The 22,714-nt window shown below is 41.7% G+C and carries 18 protein-coding genes and 2 tRNA genes; 9 read left to right on the top strand and 11 right to left on the bottom strand.

Annotated features, from left to right (window positions below):
- Positions 1 to 83: 83 nt before the first annotated feature.
- On the top strand, positions 84 to 2,600 hold the full coding sequence (gene ponA, locus AC3CAU_RS04560; RefSeq protein WP_424618932.1) for a penicillin-binding protein PBP1a: 2,517 nt from the start codon (positions 84 to 86) through the stop codon (positions 2,598 to 2,600).
- Between the two features lie 39 nt (positions 2,601 to 2,639).
- On the opposite strand, the gene AC3CAU_RS04555 is transcribed toward ponA, so the two are convergent.
- The 9 genes from AC3CAU_RS04555 to AC3CAU_RS04515 all read right to left on the bottom strand — a co-directional run bounded on the left by AC3CAU_RS04555 (position 2,640) and on the right by AC3CAU_RS04515 (position 13,164).
- Positions 2,640 to 3,443, bottom strand: a complete 804-nt coding sequence (locus AC3CAU_RS04555) for a putative RNA methyltransferase (RefSeq protein ID WP_447053717.1) — start codon at positions 3,441 to 3,443, stop codon at positions 2,640 to 2,642.
- Between the two features lie 81 nt (positions 3,444 to 3,524).
- A complete protein-coding gene (mraY, locus tag AC3CAU_RS04550) occupies positions 3,525 to 4,643 on the bottom strand; it encodes a phospho-N-acetylmuramoyl-pentapeptide-transferase (RefSeq protein WP_131217390.1) in 1,119 nt (372 codons plus the stop codon).
- On the bottom strand, positions 4,643 to 6,049 hold the full coding sequence (locus AC3CAU_RS04545) for a UDP-N-acetylmuramoyl-tripeptide--D-alanyl-D-alanine ligase (RefSeq protein ID WP_447053718.1): 1,407 nt from the start codon (positions 6,047 to 6,049) through the stop codon (positions 4,643 to 4,645). The genes mraY and AC3CAU_RS04545 overlap by 1 nt, the downstream gene beginning before the upstream one ends.
- A gap of 9 nt (positions 6,050 to 6,058) precedes the next feature.
- Positions 6,059 to 7,555 (bottom strand): UDP-N-acetylmuramoyl-L-alanyl-D-glutamate--2,6-diaminopimelate ligase, encoded by a 1,497-nt coding sequence (locus AC3CAU_RS04540; RefSeq protein ID WP_447053719.1) that lies wholly within the window; start codon positions 7,553 to 7,555, stop codon positions 6,059 to 6,061.
- A gap of 10 nt (positions 7,556 to 7,565) precedes the next feature.
- A complete protein-coding gene (gene ftsI / locus AC3CAU_RS04535) occupies positions 7,566 to 9,389 on the bottom strand; it encodes a penicillin-binding protein PBP3 (RefSeq protein WP_131217396.1) in 1,824 nt (607 codons plus the stop codon).
- A 13-nt stretch (positions 9,390 to 9,402) separates the two neighbouring features.
- Positions 9,403 to 9,735 (bottom strand): cell division protein FtsL, encoded by a 333-nt coding sequence (gene ftsL, locus AC3CAU_RS04530; protein ID WP_447053720.1) that lies wholly within the window; start codon positions 9,733 to 9,735, stop codon positions 9,403 to 9,405.
- Positions 9,735 to 10,658, bottom strand: coding sequence for a 16S rRNA (cytosine(1402)-N(4))-methyltransferase RsmH (rsmH, locus tag AC3CAU_RS04525; protein ID WP_447053721.1), 924 nt, complete (start codon positions 10,656 to 10,658; stop codon positions 9,735 to 9,737). Before rsmH ends, ftsL begins: the two co-directional genes overlap by 1 nt.
- Positions 10,659 to 10,894: 236 nt before the next feature.
- Positions 10,895 to 11,914 carry a sulfate ABC transporter substrate-binding protein gene (locus AC3CAU_RS04520; RefSeq protein WP_447053722.1) on the bottom strand — a complete coding sequence of 340 codons (1,020 nt, stop codon included), beginning with the start codon at positions 11,912 to 11,914 and terminating at the stop codon, positions 10,895 to 10,897.
- Positions 11,915 to 12,162: 248 nt separating this feature from the next.
- A complete protein-coding gene (locus tag AC3CAU_RS04515; protein WP_447053723.1) occupies positions 12,163 to 13,164 on the bottom strand; it encodes a sulfate ABC transporter substrate-binding protein in 1,002 nt (333 codons plus the stop codon).
- A 369-nt stretch (positions 13,165 to 13,533) separates the two neighbouring features.
- Here AC3CAU_RS04515 and AC3CAU_RS04510 point away from each other — a divergent pair, with 369 nt between their 5' ends.
- The 5 genes from AC3CAU_RS04510 (at position 13,534) to AC3CAU_RS04490 (ending at position 16,193) form a co-directional block, all read left to right on the top strand.
- Positions 13,534 to 13,836, top strand: coding sequence for a hypothetical protein (locus AC3CAU_RS04510; protein ID WP_131217406.1), 303 nt, complete (start codon positions 13,534 to 13,536; stop codon positions 13,834 to 13,836).
- A gap of 131 nt (positions 13,837 to 13,967) precedes the next feature.
- Positions 13,968 to 15,476: a glutamate--tRNA ligase gene (gene gltX / locus AC3CAU_RS04505; RefSeq protein WP_447053724.1), complete on the top strand. Its 1,509-nt coding sequence runs from the start codon at positions 13,968 to 13,970 to the stop codon at positions 15,474 to 15,476.
- A gap of 57 nt (positions 15,477 to 15,533) precedes the next feature.
- Positions 15,534 to 15,609 (top strand) — tRNA-Ala (locus AC3CAU_RS04500).
- Positions 15,610 to 15,639: 30 nt separating this feature from the next.
- Positions 15,640 to 15,715 (top strand) — tRNA-Glu (locus tag AC3CAU_RS04495).
- Positions 15,716 to 15,851: 136 nt separating this feature from the next.
- Positions 15,852 to 16,193 carry a zinc-ribbon domain-containing protein gene (locus tag AC3CAU_RS04490; RefSeq protein ID WP_131217410.1) on the top strand — a complete coding sequence of 114 codons (342 nt, stop codon included), beginning with the start codon at positions 15,852 to 15,854 and terminating at the stop codon, positions 16,191 to 16,193.
- Between the two features lie 30 nt (positions 16,194 to 16,223).
- Here AC3CAU_RS04490 and AC3CAU_RS04485 read toward each other — a convergent pair whose 3' ends face one another.
- Positions 16,224 to 17,186 carry a cation diffusion facilitator family transporter gene (locus AC3CAU_RS04485; RefSeq protein ID WP_447053725.1) on the bottom strand — a complete coding sequence of 321 codons (963 nt, stop codon included), beginning with the start codon at positions 17,184 to 17,186 and terminating at the stop codon, positions 16,224 to 16,226.
- A gap of 655 nt (positions 17,187 to 17,841) precedes the next feature.
- Positions 17,842 to 19,503 (bottom strand): energy-dependent translational throttle protein EttA, encoded by a 1,662-nt coding sequence (gene ettA, locus AC3CAU_RS04480; RefSeq protein WP_424621561.1) that lies wholly within the window; start codon positions 19,501 to 19,503, stop codon positions 17,842 to 17,844.
- Between the two features lie 307 nt (positions 19,504 to 19,810).
- On the opposite strand from ettA, the gene AC3CAU_RS04475 reads away from it, so the two are divergent.
- The 3 genes from AC3CAU_RS04475 to AC3CAU_RS04465 all read left to right on the top strand — a co-directional run bounded on the left by AC3CAU_RS04475 (position 19,811) and on the right by AC3CAU_RS04465 (position 22,699).
- A complete protein-coding gene (locus AC3CAU_RS04475) occupies positions 19,811 to 21,088 on the top strand; it encodes an O-acetylhomoserine aminocarboxypropyltransferase/cysteine synthase family protein (RefSeq protein WP_447053726.1) in 1,278 nt (425 codons plus the stop codon).
- Positions 21,089 to 21,401: 313 nt separating this feature from the next.
- Positions 21,402 to 22,289, top strand: a complete 888-nt coding sequence (locus AC3CAU_RS04470) for an SDR family NAD(P)-dependent oxidoreductase (protein ID WP_131218224.1) — start codon at positions 21,402 to 21,404, stop codon at positions 22,287 to 22,289.
- A gap of 95 nt (positions 22,290 to 22,384) precedes the next feature.
- On the top strand, positions 22,385 to 22,699 hold the full coding sequence (locus tag AC3CAU_RS04465) for a hypothetical protein (protein WP_424621556.1): 315 nt from the start codon (positions 22,385 to 22,387) through the stop codon (positions 22,697 to 22,699).
- Positions 22,700 to 22,714 lie beyond the last annotated feature (15 nt).

The following is a 22,714-nucleotide window of genomic DNA, read 5'->3' as shown; positions in this document are numbered from 1 at the left end:
AACGCATCTAACAATCTGTATGTGTAAAGGCTATACTGACCGCCAATTAGTTTGCCATTAGCTCTTATTAAAACTTACTTGTTATGAAAAAGCTATCTCGTTCGGGACATGTTCATCCATTTTTTTTGATCATAATTATAACCTTGGTCGCAATTCCGATGGGATTCTATGGCATGTATCTCTATATTGCCCCATCTTTACCTAAAATGACCACTTTAAAAAAGGCGCCGTTATTAAAGCCCTTGCAAGTATATAGTGCTGATAATGAGCTTATTGCAGAGTATGGTGGCAAGTTATCTGTTCCTGTAGAATACAAACAAATTCCCAAACCATTTATTTCTGCCTTTCTGGCAGCAGAAGATTCCTCTTTTTTTGAACATAGTGGTATTAGTTTTAAAAGCTTAGGGCGAGCCGTCAGTGAAACCCTTACAGGATCGAATGTGCAAACGGGTGGTTCAACCATCACCATGCAAGTGGCAAAAAATTATTATTTAAGTCCTGAACGGACACTGAAGCGCAAACTGACTGAAGTTTTCCTGGCTCGAAAAATAGAACAAAATCTAACTAAAGAAGAAATTCTCACGCTCTATGTAAACAAAATTTTCTTAGGGAAAAATGCTTACGGGATTGCTGCTGCAGCGAAAATTTATTACAACAAAAGCCTGGATCAGCTCAGTATTGCTCAAATGGCAATGATTTCTGGCCTGCCCAAAGCACCCTCCAAATACAATCCTGTAGTTAATCCAACACGTGCCCTGGAACGTCGTAACTGGATTCTCGGACGCATGCTGCAATTGGGTTATATTAATCAGTCACAATATCAAAAAGCCATTGCTGAACCGGTTAATCTGGATATGCCTGATCGTGGTATTAACAATAAATTCCCCTATGTCGGGGAAATGGTTCGTTCTGAATTGGTAGAAAAATTTGGCGAACAAGCCATTGATTCTGGTTATAAAGTTTATACAACTGTCGACAGTAAACGCCAAGCCTATGCAGAACAGGCGGTGCAACAAGGTTTAGAGGCTTATGATCGTCGACATGGTTGGCGCGGTGCTGAAGCAAATGATAAACCACTGACTGAATTCAGTTCATACGCAAATACTTATCCTGCGAAAGTCATTAAAGTAAATAGCAATTCTTTTGATGCAATGATGCAAGATGGCTCTACCGTGACCGTGCCTTGGTCAGGGATGTCCTGGGCTTCTCCTTATCGAAATGCCAACAGTGTTGGTCCTGCTCCACGTCAAGCTTCTCAAATTGTTAAAGTTAAAGATATTATTCGGTTACGTCCTAACGATAATAAAACCTCATGGGCGCTGGTTCAAACGCCTAAAGTTCAGGGTCAACTGATCGCAATCAATCCAAATAACGGTGCAATTGAAGCCATTGTCGGTGGATATAATTTTTATCAATCTAAATTCAACCGTGCCCTACAAGGCTGGCGCCAGCCTGGTTCAACCATTAAGCCTTTTGTATATGCTTTGGCACTCGAACGTGGTATGACGCCTTATAGCATGGTCAATGACAGCCCGATTACGATTGGTAAATGGTCACCCAGGAACTCGGATGGGCGTTATTTAGGGATGATTCCTTTACGTCGTGCTTTATATTTATCTCGAAATACTGTGTCTGTTCGATTGTTACAAACTGTCGGAATTGAACGTACACGCCAGTTATTCATGGATTTTGGCCTGCAGGAAAATCAGATTCCGCGTAACTACACCATAGCCTTAGGCACACCGCAAGTGCTTCCAATTCAAATGGCAACGGGTTATGCCACCTTTGCTAATGGCGGTTACCGTATTCAGCCACATTTTATTGATCGTATTGAAGATGCTTACGGCAAAGTGATTTATCAAAGCAATCCAGACTATGCCTGTATTGCATGTATCAATCAAAAAGAAGAGACTGAATCAGCTGAACCAGTGACCCCCGATGACGAAGTAATTCAAGTCACCAATCAAACCCTGCAAGCAGAAAAAGAACTGGCGCAACTGCAGCTAGATGAATCAAAAAGTAAATATCGCCAAGCACAGCGTATTTTAAAATCCAGTTCTGCTTATGACATGGCCAACATTCTACGTGATGTGATCCAACAGGGTACCGGCCGTGCAGCACTTAAAATTGGTCGTGACGATATTGGCGGTAAAACAGGAACCACCAATGATGCTAAAGATGCCTGGTTTGCTGGATTCAACGGCAAGCTTGTTACTGTAACATGGGTCGGTTTTGACCAGCCCACTACCCTTGGTCGTCGTGAATATGGTGGTGTAGCCGCTTTACCGATCTGGACCAATTTTATGGGTAATGCTTTGCAAGGTACCCCAGCAGCATGGGTGCATTTCGACAAAAATGCCAAAGCACCAACCAACCGCACCCAGACTGTGACGATTGGCGAACCGGTCAGAGAGGATCGCTCTTCCCCACCCTTGGCTCGCCCATTGTACCGTCCAGCGCCTGTTGTCCCAACAGTCGCACCTGAACGTGACTTTGACGATTTGCCTGGAGAAGAAATACAAGCTCCAGAAGATACCCCACAAAAACCAGCCAGCAATAGACCGGATGCGATTCAACAGCTTCTCGATGTATTTGAATAAAGCTATAAAAAGCCCTCAAATGAGGGCTTTTTATTTAGCTTATTTCTTTTTAAATAAATAAATCTGGAACTGTCCTTTTAACTTAAAGTGTTCGTTCTGCTCTAAAGCCTGACGACGCTCTGGTTTCGCTTTATAAGCATAAGGGGTCATGGCAATCAGGTTCTTCAAGTCCGTTTGCTGTACTGTGAAAGGCGCATCTAACACGCTTTGATCTACCAATTCAAAAGCATCTGCCAATTGATCAACGAACTTTTGCGATTCATGTGGATTGACTTCCTCAAACAAAGCCTCACGCATGGCATATAAGTGTTCAGTTGCAGGAGTCACCACCATCAAATAGGCATTCGGCTTCAGCACCCGCAATATTTCCTGTTTGGGAATCGGACTAAATAAACTGGTACATAAGTCAATTGAAGCCTCTAAAACAGGAAGGGTTGCACCAGTTCCTACCACCCAAGTCACTTTTTTATTGAGTTTGGCCGCAACCTGTACGGCATTTTTGGCAATATCCACCCCTACACATTGCAACACCTCGGCCTGCATGGCATTGGTGTAATAACCTTCGCCACAACCAATATCCAGCAGGTTTTCAATACGTAACTCACGAATTTTCTTGACCACCGCCTGTTGCAATGGCGCATAGAAACCGGCACTTAAAAATGCCCGGCGTGCCTGTACCGATTCCACAGTATCACCTGGGTTTTTACTGTGTTTATGCTGTACTACATGCAAGTTGACATAACCCTGTTTTGACACGTCATAACTGTGGTTATTGATACAGCGCCATGTTTTCTCGGTCAGCTTGAGGGCTTCACGGCAGACAGGACACATCATCAGATTCATATTTCTCTCCAGTGCCTAAAATCAGGCGATAAAAAAAGCCGGCAGATGTGGGAGCAAATGCCGGCTTTTTCGAATATTTGCTTAACGCAATTTTAAGGTCATTAAGCCTAAAACCACCAGCATAATTGTGATAATCCAGAAACGAATCACCACCTGGGTTTCACGCCAGCCTTTTTTCTCATAATGATGATGCAGCGGTGCCATTAAAAATACACGTTTGTTACGCATACGCAGTGAACCAATTTGCAGGAATACCGAAATGGCTTCAACCACAAACACACCGCCCATAATAGCAAAAACAATTTCCTGACGAACCATCACGGCAATCGTACCCAACATTGCACCCAGAGATAAGGCACCGACATCACCCATAAATACTTGTGCCGGATGTGCGTTATACCAAAGAAAGGCCAAGCCCGCACCAATCATTGCAGCACAAATCACCACCAGTTCAGATGAATATTTCACATAAGGCATATGCAGGTAATTGGCAAAACGAACATCACCTGCAAGGTATGCAAACACCCCCAAACCTGCTGCAACAAGCACGATTGGCATAATCGCCAAACCATCCAGACCATCAGTCAGGTTAACTGCATTGGATGCACCGTTAATCACCAGATAAGTAAAGATAATAAAACCGATACCCAGCGGAATGGCAGACAAAGGGATACTAATATTTTTAAAGAACGGAATCAGCAGATCCAGCATATTGGCGGTATGCACAGGATTCGCCTGCTGCGTCGCAATCACATACAGTGCAATACCAGCGCCTAACGATCCCACAGAGGTCCAGAAGAATTTTTTACGTGCAGGCAAGCCTGCATTGTCTTTATAACGGACTTTAATCCAGTCATCTGCCCAGCCCACAGCACCAAAGATCACCATCACGCCAAGCACAATCCAGACATAGGGATTGGATAAATCTGCCCAGAGCAAGGTGGATATCCCAATCGAGAGCAAGATCAAAATCCCGCCCATAGTCGGAGTGCCCATTTTCTTGGCATGACCTTCAGGAGCAAAGGAACTGACTGCTTGGCCATATTTGAGTGCTTGTAGCTTGCGGATCATTACCGGGCCCAAGACCAGTCCAATGGTCAATGCGGTTAAGACACTGAGCAAAGCACGTAATGTTAAATAACGAACCACCTGAAACGAGCTGTTATAACCCGCAAGTTGTTCAAATAGCCATAACAGCATTAAATTTTCTCCATCAAATCAGCCATCAATGTTTCCATGTGGGTATAACGAGAACCTTTGAACAGGAAACTCATGGATTGAGGTTGATGTGTTTCAATTAAACTGAGCAAGAAAGGTAAAGCCTGTTCTTGGGTCAGGAAAGCCTGCATTTTTTTACCATATTGGGTACTACGTGCTCCTTCTTGTGTAGCAGGTGCAAACTCACCCACTGCCACCACAAAATTGACACCTGTCGCAACCAGATCTCGGCCCAACATATAATGTTGTTGTGCCGCGCTTGCACCTAATTCGCCAATATCGCCAATCACCATCACTTTCACCCCCTCTTGCTGAGCAAGCACTTCAGCTGCTGCACGCATCGAGGTCGGATTGGCGTTGTAGGTATCATCAATGAACAAATGGTTTTTAGCTGCAATAAAATTCAAGCGACCTTTGGCACCTGTCGCCTGTTCTAGACCTGTCACAATATCATTTAAAGCAATACCAATTGCGAGCGCGAAAGCGGTCGCAGCAGTGGCATTCTGGACATTATGCTCACCGGCAAACGGTAGGTTGACCTGGCGTAGACCATTCGGTGTATTTAAAGTAAAACTGGATGATTGTGGATGCAATTCAATTTCCGTTGCAAACACATCACCATTTTCGCCAAAGCTTAATACCTGTTCGGTTTGTACGGCTTGACGGATCGTATCAGTAAAATCATCTGCAGCCGGTACAATCGAGGTACCGGTTTTGGCAATATGGGCATAAATTTCAGATTTAGCACGGCAGATGCCATCGCGTCCGCCAAACTCACCCAAATGCGCAGTACCAATATTAATGATCCCGGCAACATGCGGTTGCACCAGATTTGAGGTGTAATCAATTTCACCCTGATGACTTGCACCCAATTCCATCACTGCGTACTGATGTTCGGCACGAAGCTCTAACAACATCATCGGCACACCTAAATCATTGTTTAAGTTACCGCGAGTAATCAACGTAGGTGCCAAGCGAGATAAAATACTACCCAGCATTTCTTTAGTCGTGGTTTTACCACTACTGCCGGTCAGCGCAATTACCTTCACTTGTGAATTTTGCGCACGGCGATAAGCGCCTAAATGGCCGAGGGCCAAACGCGTATCTGCAACCACGAGCTGGCAAATATCTGCATCCACCGGATGACTGACAATGGCAATTTCGCAACCCTGTGCTGCAACTTGAGCAATAAAATCGTGTGCATCAAAACGTTCGCCTTGTAGCGCTAAAAAAGCATCGGCTTTTTCAGCATCACGGGAATCCGTCAAAATTCGTTTAATATTGCCTTGAGGCACTTTCTCATTCAACCAGTAACCTTGAGTGGCATCCGTAAGCTGTGCAGCTGTCCACGGCTCCAAAGGCACCGTACTGGTAGTCGATGTATGCATTTTTTTTTCCTATTGAGCCGGATAAGCTGAAGCTGTGGTGTGATGTTGGGTAGCAATTGCAGATTGCACTTCAATCACGTCATCAAACCAGTGACGCACGCCATCAATCTCTTGATAATTTTCATGACCTTTACCGGCAATGACCACGATATCGCCTGCTTGGGCTTTTTGCACGGCAAATTTAATTGCTTCACGGCGGTCATGAATTTCATGGACAGTATCAACTGCAACATTAATCCCCGCTTTCATGTCAGCAAAAATTTGTTCTGGGTCTTCCGTACGTGGATTATCTGAGGTAATCAAGGCAATATCTGCACCATTGAGTGCCGCTTGCGTCATCAATGGTCGCTTGCCCCGATCACGATCCCCACCACAGCCAAATACCGCCCACAATCGATTCGACACATGACGTTTTAAGGTATTGAGCACCTGAATCAAGGCATCTGGGGTATGCGCATAATCCACCACAAATAATCGGTCTGCGTCACGAATCACCTGCATACGACCTGGCGCACCTTTTAATTGTGCAACGGTTGAAATTAGTGTGGCAAGATCAAAGCCGGCTTGCTCTGCAGTCACTAAACTTGCCACCAGGTTTTCTACATTAAAATGACCCAGTAACGGACTCTGCACGTCAAACTTACCTTGCTGGGTAATCAGTTTAAAGTCTGCACCATTTAAACTGTATTGAATATCTTCAACCTGATAATCCGCAGTTTGCGTGGTTGAATAGGTCAGAATTTTTGGTTGTGCTGGATTGGCTTTTACCGCATCAAGCATGACTTGGGCGTATTCATCATCAATATTGATAATCGCGACTTTTAAACTCGGAAATTTGAATAAGCATGACTTGGCTTCAGCATACGCTTCAAGCGTGCCATGGTAATCTAAATGATCACGGCTTAAATTACTGTAGGCTGCAATTTCAATATCGCAGCCATTTAAACGGCCCTGCTCCAGACCATGGGAACTGGCTTCAATTGCAGCAAATTCAGCACCAGCTTGAGCATAGCCATACAAGGCATTTTGCAGTTGCAAGGCATCGAGTGTGGTATGCGAAGATGCTTCCAGATTCGGCAGAATTCCGTTACCCGTAGTCCCCATTACTGCACATCTCTTGCCTTGCAACATCAGCAATTCGGCGACCAGTCGTGAAATGGTGGTTTTACCATTGGTTCCTGTCACTGCAAGAATTCGTGCTGCTGGTACAGGCTGAGTCGCTTGCAGATATAGTTTTTGCCATGTTCCCATCAAATGACGGACATTCGGTACAACCACACTGTTTTCCAAACCCAAATCGGCTTCACTGACCACAGCTAATGCACCATGTGCTAAAGCTGACTGTGCAAACTGCAAGGTTTTTTCCGGTTGAGAAAAACTATTCAGGGCAATAAAAATTTGCCCTGGTTCAACTTTACGACTATCTAGACCAAAGCCACTGAATGGCTGGGTCATCCATTCAGCGATTTTTGCGGCAGTGTAGAGCTCTTGAAATGTAAGGGACATTCATCACCTGTTACTGGATTTTGGGAGTATCTAAAGGTTTATCTAAAGGCACGTTCATTAAACGTAGCGATTCTTGCATTACACGTGCGAATACCGGAGCTGAAACCGTACCACCATAGTAAGAGCCTTGGGGATTTTCCACCACGACAATCATGGCCAAGCGCGGATCGCTCACCGGCGCGACACCGGCAAATAAAGCACGATATTCGCTGGTTGAATAACCTTTACGGTCAGCACGCAGTTTATGGGCAGTACCTGTTTTACCGGCCACACGATAGCCAGGAATAGTGGCACGTGTAGCAGTTCCGCCTGGCAAGGTCGCTGTTTCCATCATTAACAGCACTTGATCGGCAATTTTCGCATCAATGATTTGCTCGCCCTTCGGAGGCTGTTCTAATTTATATAAACTTAAAGGCACCTTGACGCCTTTATTGGCAAGCATGGCATAAGCATCCGCAATTTGCAGCACTGTCGCATTCAGGCCATAACCATAAGCCATGGTACCTACTTCAGAAACATTCCATTTGCTTGGTGGCAAGATTAAGCCTCCACTTTCGCCCGGGAATTTCACTGCCGAACGCTGCCCCATGCCTACACGCTTATAAAAAGTCGGCAAAGTGGCATACGGCAAGGACAATGCAAGTTTCGCAACACCCACGTTAGATGATTTCTGGATAATGCCACCTAAAGTCAGTGCACCATAGTTATGCGTATCGCGAATGGTATGGTTACCAATGCGCATACTACCCGGTGAAGTATTCACCACCGAATTTGCAGTGTATTTACCACTTTCCAGAGCCATAGCGACAGTCAAGGGTTTCATGGTTGAACCCGGTTCAAATGAATCCACTGCACCCCGGTTACGCATGGCATCTTTATTGCCTAAACTTTTTTTATCATTCGGGTTGTAAGACGGCCAACTGGTCATGGCCAGAATTTCACCCGTTTTGATATCTACTGCAATGGCAGTCGCTGAACGGGCGTTATTGGCCACTCCGGCAGCGGTTAATTCACGGTACATAATATATTGAAGACGTGAATCAATACTTAAGGTGATATTTTCCCCCGCTTCAACTTCTTTAATCACTTCCGGATCTTTAAAACGGTTGCCTTTTTTATCACGGACGATCTGCTGTTCACCATCATGACCGGATAATGCAGTATTTAGCTGCATTTCCAAACCTTCAATACCAGTGCCTTCACTATTGGTTAAACCAATAATTTGTGCATTCGGCTGTGGCTGCGGATAGTAACGTTTATAGTTTTTTTCAGTATAAACCGCCTGAAACTCGCGTTTTGCGATCAGTTCAGCTTGCTGCGGTGGAATTTCTTTTTGCAGAACCAAATAGCGTGAACGTGGTTTATCGTTCATTTTCTTTTTTAACTCGGCACGATCAATTCCAACCGCATCGGCAAGTTCATCCAGGTTTAAGTTTTTATCCGGCAATTGACGTTTTAATTTACGGTTATTTGGATCTTTGGCCAGTTCAGCGGTAATCTCATCAAACTGTTTTTTAGCTTCGAAATAGTCACGTGGATCAATTACCACTTTCATGACCGGGGTACTAATGGCCAATGGCACACCATGACGATCATAAATCACGCCACGCATTGCCTTGACTTTTTCCGTTCTTAAAATGTTGGCATTGGCTTTGTTCTGTAAAAAGTCTTTATTGATGACCTGCACGTAAAATGCACGCGCCACTAAAGCCAAAAAGCAGAGTAAAACCACACTCCACATCAGATAAAAACGCCACATATCCACGCTAAGGGTATTTTTATCACTAATAGACTGCTGCTTTTTACGCACTTGCTTGTTTCTCTTGTCCACCATATTACAGCTAGCCTTATTTTTTATCTTCTGAAGTCATTGGTAAAGAAATCACAACCGTCTGCGCTGCAGGTGGCGAGTACATTCGCAACTGAGTCACAGCACGTGTACCAATTTGCGCTGTTGCACCAAAGGTTTGCTGCTCAATAAGCAAACGCCCCCACTCTGCATTCAGATCATCCCTTTCCCGATTAAAGGCACTTAATTCACGGTAATCATGACGATATTCAAAAACCTGAAAAACCACCATAAGGGCACTAAAAAACACCAATACCAGTAAAATGACATAACTGATGGTTTTTTTCATCGCCAATTTTTCTGTTTTCTTTTCAACAACTTCAGTTTTCATTATTCGCCTTTCGAAGCTAATCGTTCTGCAACTCTAAGCCATGCACTACGTGAACGAAAATTGGCTTTAATCTCTTCTTCACTGGCACGTACACGGGAAATTTTCTTTAACCGACGAGTATCTTCCCGTTCTTGTGGCATACCCCAACTGGTATCTTCTGCTAAAGTTGATTCTTTTTGAATAAACTGTTTAATTAAACGGTCTTCTAGCGAGTGGAAACTAATCACAGCTAAACGTCCTCCAGTTTTTAGCACATCCACCGCTTGCGGCAGGAAAGCTTCAATATCTTCTAATTCTTTATTAATGGCAATACGAATGCCTTGAAAAGTTCGGGTTGCCGCATGTTTATTTTTTTCCCATTTAGGATGGGCAACTTTCACAATTTCAGCAAGTTGTGCTGTCGTTTCAATATAACCCGCAGCTTTAATGGCTTTGGCAATACGACGACTATAACGTTCTTCACCATATTGAAAAATAAAATTGGCCAAGGCTTCTTCTTCAATATTAACCAGCCATTCCGCTGCAGTCGGACCTTTTGAATTATCCATACGCATATCGAGTGGCCCATCTTTCATAAAACTAAAACCACGTTCAGCCTGATCAAGTTGCGGAGATGACACGCCTAAATCTGCCATCACGCCATCAACCAGACCAATGCCACGTGCTTCAAGCTCTTGTTTTAAATCTGCAAAACTGGCATGAATAATTTTAAAACGTGAATCTTCTTGTTCTAGTAGTGCCGCAGCCTCTAAAGCTTGTGGATCTTTATCAAACCCATATACACGTGCATTTTCATCTAATTTAGACAGCAAGAAACGGGTATGTCCCCCTCGGCCAAAAGTACCATCGACATAAATTCCTGTATTTCGATCTGCCAACAAGGCATCAACAGTTTCGTGAAGTAATACAGAAATATGCGACATAAGGGTTCAATCAATACTGTGAAAAATGTAACTGCACATTATTACCTTGTTTTGATAAAGCTCCAAACGACTTTTTGTAGGGAAATATTACTTTTCATAGGGAAAACCGTTTTTGGATTTATTCATTCCAGATTTAGCTCATATTTAATCTGAATTGAGATCATTTTAAAAATACATCTGGTCAGAATAAAAAAGCCTCCCAACTCAGGAGGCTTTTTAAATCACACAGCAAGCATTTATTTACGTGTGTTATAAATCTGATCGAAAGTTGCCCCATTCACAAAATGATTTTTTTGTGCCTGAGCCCAGCCACCAAACACTTCATCAATGGTGAAGGTTTTAAGTTTAGGAAATTGTGCAGAGTATTTCGTTAACACTTCCGGATTACGTGGACGATAGAAATATTTTGCTGCCATTTCTTGACCTAATGGGGAGTACAAGTAGTTGATATAGCCTTGAGCTAACCATTTGTTCCCATCTTTTTCGACATTTTTATCCACAATCGCCACTGAAGGTTCAGTCAAAATTGAAATAGATGGATAGATAATGTCGAACTTGTTTTTACCCAAGGTCTTTTGAGTCACGAGGGCTTCATTTTCCCAAGTCAATAACACATCACCAATGCCACGCTCAGCAAAAGTCGTCATTGATGCACGTGCAGCAGAATCCATCACTTTTACGTTGTGGTACATTTTGCCGACAAAGTCTTTGGCTGTAGCGTCGGTACCACCCGGTTGTTTAAGTGCATAACCCCAAGCGGATAAATATACCCAACGTGGCAAACCGCCGGTTTTAGGATTTGGGGTAATGATTTGTACGCCCGGTTTGGTTAAATCAGACCAGTCTTTAATATGCTTTGGATTACCTTTACGCACCATAAATACGATGGTAGAGGTATAAGGAGCAGAATTATGCGGGAACTCTTTTTGCCAACCCGGCTGGATTTGACCTGATTTTACAATTTCTTCAATATCGTTGGCTAAAGCCAAGGTCACCACATCAGCTTTTAAGCCATCCACGACCGAACGCGCTTGTTTACCTGAACCACCGTGCGACTGTTTAAAATTTACAGTACGACCAGTACGTTCTTTCCAGTAAGCACCAAAGGATTTATTGAATTCATCATAAAATTCACGGGTTGCATCATAGGAGACGTTTAAAAATTCGCGATCCGCTGCTTGAGCAGTGGTTGCAGTAAAAGCAATGCCGGTTGCCAGCAATGCCGCACTGAATAATGCTTTAAATTGAGTTTTCATCACAGTACAGACTAGTTATCTTCATTACTGCTAAATATATGAAATAAAATCATAAATCGCAATTCATACATACAATTTTAAACTTAAAAAAATACGCTCCTATTTATTCTAATTCATTGTTTTATTTATAAATAATTAAATAAAGCCCTTTATCCCAATTAAATGCCTTTTTGTGTTTTTCTTATGCAAGAAACGAATATTTCCTAATATTCGTTTCTTTTCATTCACCTAAACAACTCCTTACCCCATTACTTTTTTTCAGCATAAATTTGGTCGAAAATCGCACCATTTACAAAATGGGTTTTCTGCGCTTTTGCCCAGCCACCAAACACATCACCGATGCTAAACAGTTTGATTTTTGGAAATTGTGCCGCATATTTTGCTGCAACTTGTGAATTACGTGGCCGGAAGAAAGATTGTGCAGCCAAATCCTGTCCCTTGGGTGAATATAAATAGTTTAGATAACCTTTGGCTAAATTGCGGTTGCCATCTTTATCTACGTTTTTATCGACAATTGCCACCGAAGGCTCTGCCAAAATTGAAATGGACGGATAAACAATCTGGTATTTATCTTTACCCAACCCCTGAGTCGCCAGCAACGCTTCATTTTCCCAAGACAATAACACATCACCAATACCACGTTCCGCAAAAGTGGTTAAAGAACCGCGTGCCCCTGAATCCAGTACTTTCACGTTTTGATAAAGTTTTTTAACCAGCTCTTTAGCTTTGGCATCGTTACCGCCCGGTTGTTTCAGTGCATAGCCCCACGCTGAAAGATAAATCCAACGTGGTGCGCCACCGGTTTTTGGATTGGGCGTGATAATTTCTACCCCTGGCTTGGTTAAATCATTCCAGTCTTTAATATTTTTAGGATTACCTTTACGCACCAAAAATACTACGGTTGAGGTATAGGGTGCTGAATTATTAGGGAACTGTTTTTGCCAGTTTTTATTAATTAGACCTGCATTAACAATTTCTTCAATATCATTGGCTAAGGCCAAGGTCACCACATCGGCTTGTAAACCATCAATTACTGAACGCGCTTGTTTACCCGAGCCGCCATGAGATTGTTTGAAATTTACTTCTTGTCCAGTACGCTGTTTCCAAAACTCACCAAATGCCCGATTATATTCCTGATAAAATTCCCGCGTCGGATCATAAGAAACATTGAGAAAATCTTTTGCAGCGAAGCTGTGTGAAGTCATTCCTGCTAACCATGCAAGAATTGTAGATGCTATTATTTTTTTCATGATTTTAAACTTGTACTGAATGATTAAAAGTACTATATAAATTTAAAATATTTTTAACAATCATATGATTATATTGCTTTATTGATTAAAAATCAGTTTTATGGATATCTATTAAAATGCTTTTATATGCATTTTTATGACTAAAATACTCACAAACTGATTTAAATCTCCATCTTTTGTATTAATCTTCATGCTATCTCCATAGTTATTTGATACAAAGTGGATACATTGAATAAGTTTCTTATCAATTTGTAAAAGAGTGTGACCTAGTTCTACTTTTGTATTTTTTTATGTGTTTAAATGGTATCACTAGATTAGAAAAATAATACCTACTAGAGAAATCCAGCACCAACCAGGGGGGATGTGGAAATGAAATATACACCGGTTCTAACAGCATTGAGTTTAACGCTGACTTTAGGTTTTATGACTCAAATTGGAAACGCGGCTGCTATTAAAGCTACAGATACCAAAATCAGTTTTTCACCTGAAAAATCTTCACTGATTGAAAAAGCGTTGCAACAACAAAAGCAAGGTTCGCAAACTTTTCGTAACGATAATGATTTAAAAGTGCTTACTGAAATTAAAGTTGCACCTACACAAAGCTTTTTTGCTTCTCAAAATCAAAAATTTACCCGTTTTGTACAAGTGTTTTTCCCGCAAAATAACTCTTAGTTCGATCCCCAACTTCCTGCCCCTTTAAGAAGTTTAAATTAAGCCTAATCATTTCAATGTTGAATTTAACATTAAGTGATTAGGCTTTTTCGTTATAATACTTTTCATTCACATTCTGAAAAATATTGATTATGACTGTTCGTACTCGTATTGCCCCTTCTCCTACAGGTTTTCCACACGTAGGCACTGCATATATTGCCTTGTTCAACTTATGCTTTGCCAAGCAGCATGGTGGGGAATTTATTCTTCGTATTGAAGACACCGATCAGCTTCGTTCAACCCCTGAATCTGAAAAAATGATTTTAGATTCATTGCGTTGGTTGGGTTTGAATTGGTCAGAAGGTCCCGATGTGGGTGGCCCTCATGCACCATATCGTCAATCTGAACGTATGGACATCTATAAAAAATATGCTTTAGAACTTGTTGCAAAAGGTCATGCATTTTACTGCTTCGCAACGAGTGAAGAACTAGATCAAATGCGCGCTGAACAGCAAGCTCGCGGTGAAAGCCCGCGTTACGACGGTCGTGGTTTACTTTTGTCTGAAGAGGAAGTTCAACGTCGTTTAGCTGCAGGCGAAGCGCACGTCATTCGCATGAAAGTGCCAGCTGAAGGTAGCTGTAAATTTGATGATATGCTTCGTGGCGAAGTGGAAATTCCATGGGCTCAAGTCGATATGCAAATTTTGCTTAAAACCGATGGCTTGCCAACTTACCATTTGGCCAATGTAGTCGATGACCATTTAATGGAAATTACCCACGTGATTCGTGGTGAAGAATGGATTCCATCTGCACCTAAACACCAGTTGTTGTACCAATACTTTGGCTGGGATATGCCTGTACTTTGTCACATGCCATTGTTACGTAATCCTGATAAATCAAAATTATCGAAACGTAAAAACCCAACTTCCATCAATTACTACAAAGATATCGGCGTGCTACCTGAAGCATTGTTGAACTATTTAGGCCGTATGGGCTGGTCTATGCCGGATGAAAGTGAAAAATTCACTTTGGCAGAAATGATTGAACATTTCGACATTAAACGCGTATCGCTAGGTGGTCCAATTTTTGATGTCGAAAAACTCAACTGGTTGAATGGCCAATGGATTAAAGCCCTTACTCCTGCTGAATTGTTAAATACACTTTTAGCTTGGAAATCAGATCGTAAAACTTTGGAAGATATTGCTGCTGCAATTCAACCGCGAATCAACTTATTGTCAGAAGCGGTGAACTGGGCTGGTTTCTACTTCAACCAGTTCCCACAACTGTCAAAAGAACAGTTTGAAAGCAAAAAACTGTCTGAAGAACAAGTGCGTCAGAGCCTGCAATTCGCGATTTGGCGTTTAGAAAGCTTATTTACCTGGAATAACGATACAGTCAGCCAAACCTTAATGGATCTGGCAAATCAGATGGAAGTGAAACTTCGTGATTTCATGCCTGCTTTCTTTATTGCCATTGCCGGTTCGACCAGTTCCACTCCGGTTATGCAATCAATGGTAACGATTGGGCCTGATTTAACTTTTGCCCGTTTACGTCATGCACTTGAAATTGTTGGCGGTCCGAGCAAAAAAGAAGCAAAAGTTTGGGAAAAACTCAATGAAAGCTTAAAATTGCCGAAAAATGACGCAGTTGATGAAGCATAAGTGATTTTATAGTTGACGTGTGGACGCAATATCCCTAATATTGCGTCCACACAGACTGGGGTCATAGCTCAGTTGGTAGAGCGCTACAATGGCATTGTAGAGGTCAGGAGTTCGATCCTCCTTGACTCCACCATCTCATGTTTTACCTGTGTTGCCTCGATAAGTCCCTATCGTCTAGAGGCCTAGGACATCGCCCTTTCACGGCGGTAACCGGGGTTCGAATCCCCGTAGGGACGCCAAATTCAAAAAAGCCACTGATCTATTCAGTGGCTTTTTTATTGCCTAAGTTTTTATTTATCTTTTTTCATAGCTGTATTTTTGATTTCTGTGGCATTCCGATTAGAATAACCCATAGATTAGAATTGTGGAGTTGCAATGCAATACCGTTGCCCAAAATGCCAAAGCCCTAAAATTATGCCTGTTGCACAATCAGGTGGACCTGCAGTACGTCCAGTTGTCCCTAAAAGTTTAGTCTTTTTAATTCCTGCTGTTTTTATCTTATTGCTGTTGGTTTTAGTTAGTATTGCAATGTGGATTTTTGGGGATGGCGCCGGCACCACCCTTCAATCAGCAACAGTGGCGGTATTTGTGCTGTGCCTGATTGCAGGCTTTCTGTTCTACCGTGACCTGCCGGACTTTAAAATCTCGATGCAAGGTTTTATGCAGTCACAAAAGAAATGGAAATGTCGTGAATGCAACCACGAATGGGAAATTTAAAATAAAACTGCGTTCACATCAGCTCCATATTTATTCTTCGTGCTGATGTGAATCTTTATCATGCTGATGATGGTTTTCTTGATGATCATCTGGGTGGCAATGTGAATGGGTCAAACATTCATCTTCTTCAATCTGCAGCGTCATTTCAGTAATAGCATGTTCATGGCTTAGCATTTCCAAAGCTTGCTGATACAACGCATTACGATCTGCCTGTGGCGCATATAAATGTACGGTCAGATGCACATTCTTTGAAGTAATCGCCCAAACCTTGAGTTGATGAATACTTTCGACATCTTTTAAATTCAGCAGATCATTGCGCAGTTTTTCAATATCAATTTCTTCCGGCACACCTTCAAGCAAAATATTGATACTTTGTTTTAGTAAAATCCAGGTTCGAGGTAATACCCAAAAACCAATCAACACTGCAATCAAAGTATCTACCCAAACCCACTGGGTAAAATAAATAATCACAGCACCAATAAATACTCCCACTGAACCCAAAGCGTCACTCAAAACTTCTAAGTACGCTCCTTTTATATTTAAACTGTCCTGACTGCTTGAAAATAGAATTTTCATCGAAATCAAATTAATAACCAAACCAATCAGCGCCACGCTCATCATGCCCAGACTTTGAATTTCTGGCGGATTGGAAAACCGCTGGTAAGCTTCGTATAAAATATACATCGCCACCACAAACAGCATCGAGGCATTGAATAAAGCGGCTAAAATTTCAAAGCGCTGATAGCCGAAAGTACGCTTGTCATCCGCAGGCAACTTACCAATTTTTATCGCCACCAGCGCTATGGCAAGGGCGGCTGCATCGGTAAACATGTGAGCCGCATCGGAGAGTAAAGCCAAACTTTGTGTAATAAAGCCCGCGATTACTTCAATAATTAAAAACGTACTGGTCAGTACCAAGGCAAAGCTTAATTTCCTGGCATTGTTTTCGGTCACAACAGCATGACTATGATCATGCCCGTGATGGTTGCTCATGCTGAGACTCCTTATTATTTTTAGATAATTTAATTCATTACCTCTGTTTTAACATCACCTTAAAACTGACTTAAGTTTTATAGAATGAATAAAATATTTATATATTTTATAAATCAACAATTACAAATTATTCATTTGAAAAATATTTAAAAATATATCGATTAAGTGAATAGATATTACTTTATGCGGAAATAATACAAGGAGGCAGTGTATGTTTTATAGGTCCTCAAAACTTTTATAAAGCAAATATTTACCTCTACATATACTCTGATAAATTGGTAAATCCAACTCACGTAGATGAGTTATTCAATCCTCTTACTTTAAAGAAAATTCCATAAAAGCTTCCCCCGTTGAATTGCTTAACTTTACTCTAAAAAAATCAAGATACCGAAATGCAATATGGTATTACTTCTGTACAGCATTAAGGAAAGACAAAAAACACCGTACAAAATCGGTTTAAGCCAGTTAAATGATTATTTAAGTCTAGACCGTCTTTAGATTTATGCAGAAAAATGGTCAAAAAAGCTGTTAAGTAAGGCCATTTTGAGACGAAAGCAGCGTTATAACAAACTTTTAATAAATTAGCTTTTTGCTAAAAATTCCTAATAAAAAACCAGCCCGCAGGCTGGTTTTTTAATCATATAAAAACAATCAACTAAACGCCGATTTTTTTGTATTTAGAACGCTTCTGTACAGCAGCATCACCCAAACGTGACTGGCGATAGGCTTCATATTCCGCATAGTTACCTGCGTAGAATTCAGGCTGTTCATTTTCAAATGACAAGATATGCGTTGCAATACGGTCCAGGAACCAACGGTCATGCGATACCACCATTACCGTACCTGGGAATACAAGAATTGCATCCTCAAGTGCACGTAACGTTTCGATATCCAAGTCGTTTGATGGTTCATCCAGCAAAATCACGTTTGCGCCTTGTTGCAAGACTTTTGCAAGTTGCAGGCGGTTACGTTCACCACCCGACAAGCTGCCAACACGTTTTTGCTGATCTTGACCTTTAAAGTTGAAACGACCGATATAAGCACGTGATGCAATTTCGTAATCGCCTACCTTCAAGATATCGAGACCACCAGAAATTTCTTCCCAAACGGTTTTATTGTCATCCAAAGTATCACGCAGCTGACCCACGTAAGACACTTTAACGGATTCACCCAAGGTTACTGTACCGGTATCGGGTTGTTGCTCGCCAGTCATCATACGGAACAGTGTAGTTTTACCTGCACCGTTAGGACCCACAATACCCACAATCGCAGTCGGTGGCACAGAGAAGGTTAAGTTCTCATAGAGCAAACGACCATCAAATGATTTGCTAATGCCTTCAACATCTACAACCTTATTCCCTAGGCGTGGACCGGGTGGAATATAGATTTCAGAAGTTTCGTTACGTTGTTGGAACTCACGTGAGTTAAGTTCTTCGAAACGTTCCATACGCGCTTTGTTTTTCTTTTGCTGACCTTTGGCATTTGAACGAACCCATTCAAGTTCTTTTTTCAATGCTTTGGCAAAAGATTCTTCTTGTTTGTTCTCTTGTTCTAAGCGGGCATTTTTCTGTTCCAACCAAGAAGAATAGTTGCCTTGGTAAGGAATACCATGTCCACGGTCAAGCTCCAGAATCCACTCGGCCACGTTATCCAAGAAATAACGGTCATGCGTAATCGCAACGATGGTACCAGCGAAGTCTTTCAAGAAACGTTCTAACCAAGAGACAGATTCTGCATCCAAATGGTTCGTCGGTTCATCAAGAAGCAACATATCCGGTTTAGATAACAATAAACGACACAATGCAACACGGCGACGTTCACCACCTGAAAGCAAGTTTACGTCTGCATCCCAAGCTGGAAGGTTCAGTGCTGCTGCAGCCTGATCCATTTGGTTAGTCAGGTTATGCGCATCCCAAGAATGGATAATTGCTTCCAACTTCTCTTGTTCTTTTGCAAGTGCATCGAAGTCAGCATCTTCTGCTGCATATTCCGCAAATACTTCATCCAGACGCGCCAAGGCATCTAGGGGTTCACGTAAACCATCTTCAACGTTACCACGAACGTCTTTATTCGGATCTAATGGTGGTTCCTGCTCAAGATAACCGATTTTAATACCCGGTTGAGCACGTGCTTCACCTGAGAAATCTTTATCTACGCCCGCCATAATACGAAGCAAGGTAGATTTACCTGCACCGTTTAAACCAAGCACACCAATTTTTGCGCCTGGGAAAAATGATAAAGAGATGTCTTTCAGGATTTCGCGCTTAGGCGGAACCATCTTTGACACACGGTTCATCGTGTAAATATATTGGGCCACGTAGGACTCCTCTATAGAAAAAACCACATTCGCATAACCATAATATTATGCGAACAAATAATAGCGGGCATTATACGATGAAAGTGCCGAAAAAATAAGGCATAGCTCGCATCTTCAATAGAATGTTACAACTCAGGTCGCGTTTATTTTTTAAACATATTACCCAAACTTAAACTGGTTCAAGCTGAATTGAAAAATGATCACTGATATGAATATTTAAGATAACAATTTCATTTAAATAGCACTTTGATTCATATATAGAAATGCTAAACTCGATCAATATTTAACTCACGAAGATGATGTAAACATGACCTATAAAGATGAAACCCTGGCCATCCATGCGGGATATAGCCCAGATCCAACCACAAAAGCAGTGGCTGTACCGATTTATCAAACCACATCTTATGCCTTTGACAATACTCAACATGGAGCCGATTTATTTGATTTAAAGGTTCAGGGCAATATCTACACCCGTATTATGAACCCGACTACAGCCGTTCTAGAGCAACGTCTGGCGGCACTTGAAGGCGGTATTGGTGCATTGGCCTTGGCATCCGGCATGTCAGCCATTACCTATTCCATTCAGACCATTGCCGAAGCCGGTGACAATATTGCCTCGGTTTCGACTTTGTATGGCGGAACTTACAACTTATTTGCGCATACCTTGCCAAAACAAGGCATTGAAGTGCGTTTCTTTGATTATAAGAATCCTGAAGCGCTGCGTGGTCTGATTGATGAAAAGACCAAACTGGTGTTTGTGGAATCGATTGGTAATCCGCTCGGCAATATTATCGATCTGGAAGCGATTTCGAAAATTGCGCATGAATATGGTGTGCCCGTTATTGTCGACAACACGGTTGCCACCCCTGCTCTACTGAAACCTTTTGAACATGGTGCCGATATTGTGGTGCACTCACTAACCAAATATATTGGCGGTCATGGCAACTCGATTGGTGGCGCCATTGTGGATAGTGGCAAATTTCCTTGGGGCAAATATCCTGAACGTTTCAAAGTGCTGAATACACCTGATCCAAGCTATCACGGTGTGAATTATGTGGAAGCTTTAGGTGCAGCCGCTTATATCGCGCGTGCACGTGTGGTGCCATTACGCAATACTGGTGCCGCAATTAGCCCTCTCAGTGTATTCCTGATTCTGCAAGGCTTGGAAACTTTAAATTTACGTATGGAACGCCATACTGAAAATGCGCAAAAAGTGGCTGAATATTTACAGCAGCATCCAAAAGTAAAATGGGTCAATTATGCTGGCTTAAAAGATCACCCACAGCATGCTTTGGCGCAAAAATACGTGAAAGGTAAACCATCTGCGATTCTGTCTTTTGGGGTACAGGATGGGCTTGAAGGTGGAACTCGATTTATTGATGCATTGCAACTCTTTACCCGTCTGGTGAATATTGGGGATGCAAAAAGTCTCGCTTGCCACCCTGCCACGACCACCCATCGCCAGCTCAATGAGGAAGAATTGAAGTCAGCGGGAGTCAGCACGGACATGGTTCGCTTGTCAGTTGGAATTGAACATATTGATGATTTAATTAATGATTTAGAACAAGCGCTTGCTCAAGTTTAATTTTTTATAAGCTACTTTAAACTGAACCTTCTTCCTCAATGAGAAGAAGGTTTTTATTTCTTCAATGGTTTTTGCTTATTTCTCTTTGCTTTTTTTTGAATTCATGGTAAAAATTAAGTTATAAGAAGAATAAAAATAGAGCAATTACTCTAATTATATTTGTAAATTCAACAACTTATTTATAGATTTTTTTTTAACTTTGGTTATCATAACCTACACGAGAAGAGCTCAATTCCCCAATATTTTGAGTCAAATAATCAACTAGAAAAAACATAAGTTAGCATTTTGTTCTATTTAAATTAGGAAAAACAGCGTGAATTCGAGACTAGAGAAACTTTTTCGCAACCGCGTCAACGGCAAAGTGGTTTTAATTACAGGTGCATCCAGTGGTATTGGCTTAACTGCTGCACATAAACTTGCCGATGCAGGCGCACATGTTTTATTGGTGGCCCGTACCAAAGAAACATTAGATCAAGTTAAACAAGAAATTGAAGCAAAAGGTGGACAGGCTTCAGTGTTTCCATGTGATTTAAATAACATGGAATCGATTGATGAAGTTTCTAAACAGGTTTTAGAGTCTGTCGATCATATTGATATTTTAATTAATAATGCGGGACGTTCTATTCGTCGTGCAGTACACGAATCATCCGATCGTTTTCATGATTTTGAACGTACCATGCAACTGAATTACTTCGGTGCCATCCGTTTAGTCATGAATATTTTACCACAGATGATGATGCGCCGTGATGGTCATATCATTAACATCAGCTCGATTGGTGTATTGGCCAATGCAACACGTTTTTCAGCTTATGTCGCATCTAAAGCTGCACTGGATGCGTTTAGCCGCTGCTTGTCCGCCGAAGTTCATTCGCATAAAATTGCGATTACTTCAGTTTACATGCCGTTGGTACGCACCCCGATGATTGCACCAACCAAAATTTATAAATATGTACCAACCCTTTCTCCTGAACAGGCAGCAGATCTAATTGCTTATGCCATTGTGAAGCGTCCGAAGAAAGTGGCGACTCACTTAGGCCGTTTGGCTTCTATCACCTACTCTATTGCGCCAGATATCAATAATAAATTGATGTCTATTGGTTATAACCTGTTCCCAAGCTCTTCAGCTTCGGTCGGTCAACCACAGAAATTGAATTGGGTGCAAAAAGCGTATGCTCGTTTGTTCCCGGGTGAACATTGGTAAAATCTTTTCATAAGATATTTTCAAATGAAGGCCAGTCATGAGACTGGCTTTTTTATGTTATAAACACGCATCATTTTTTTGCTTTTAGATTTTTTATGCGGATTGCTGCTGTTATTTTTCAATATGCCTGTTGTGCTTTTGCCCTGTTTCTTTGCTACCGAATAGTTACTTCTATCTATCAACAAGACTATCAATTGATGGATATAGTCAGTGATGTTGGTAGTATTTTAATTTGTATCGATCTGGCTATATTTCTGCATTTCAATAAGTCGATGGCATCGCTAAAAATGAAACGTGCATCTCAACAGTCGCCGGTAGAAGTTTCAACATTGGAAAAGGTGAGCCGTAAGTTGGGGCATCTGGGCATTATGCTGATTATTTGTAGCTGGATTGTGCCAAAGCTTGCATAAAAAAACCTCCCACTT

The organism is Acinetobacter sp. GG23, from assembly GCF_057766365.1.
This window is presented reverse-complemented; position numbering and strand designations above follow the sequence as displayed.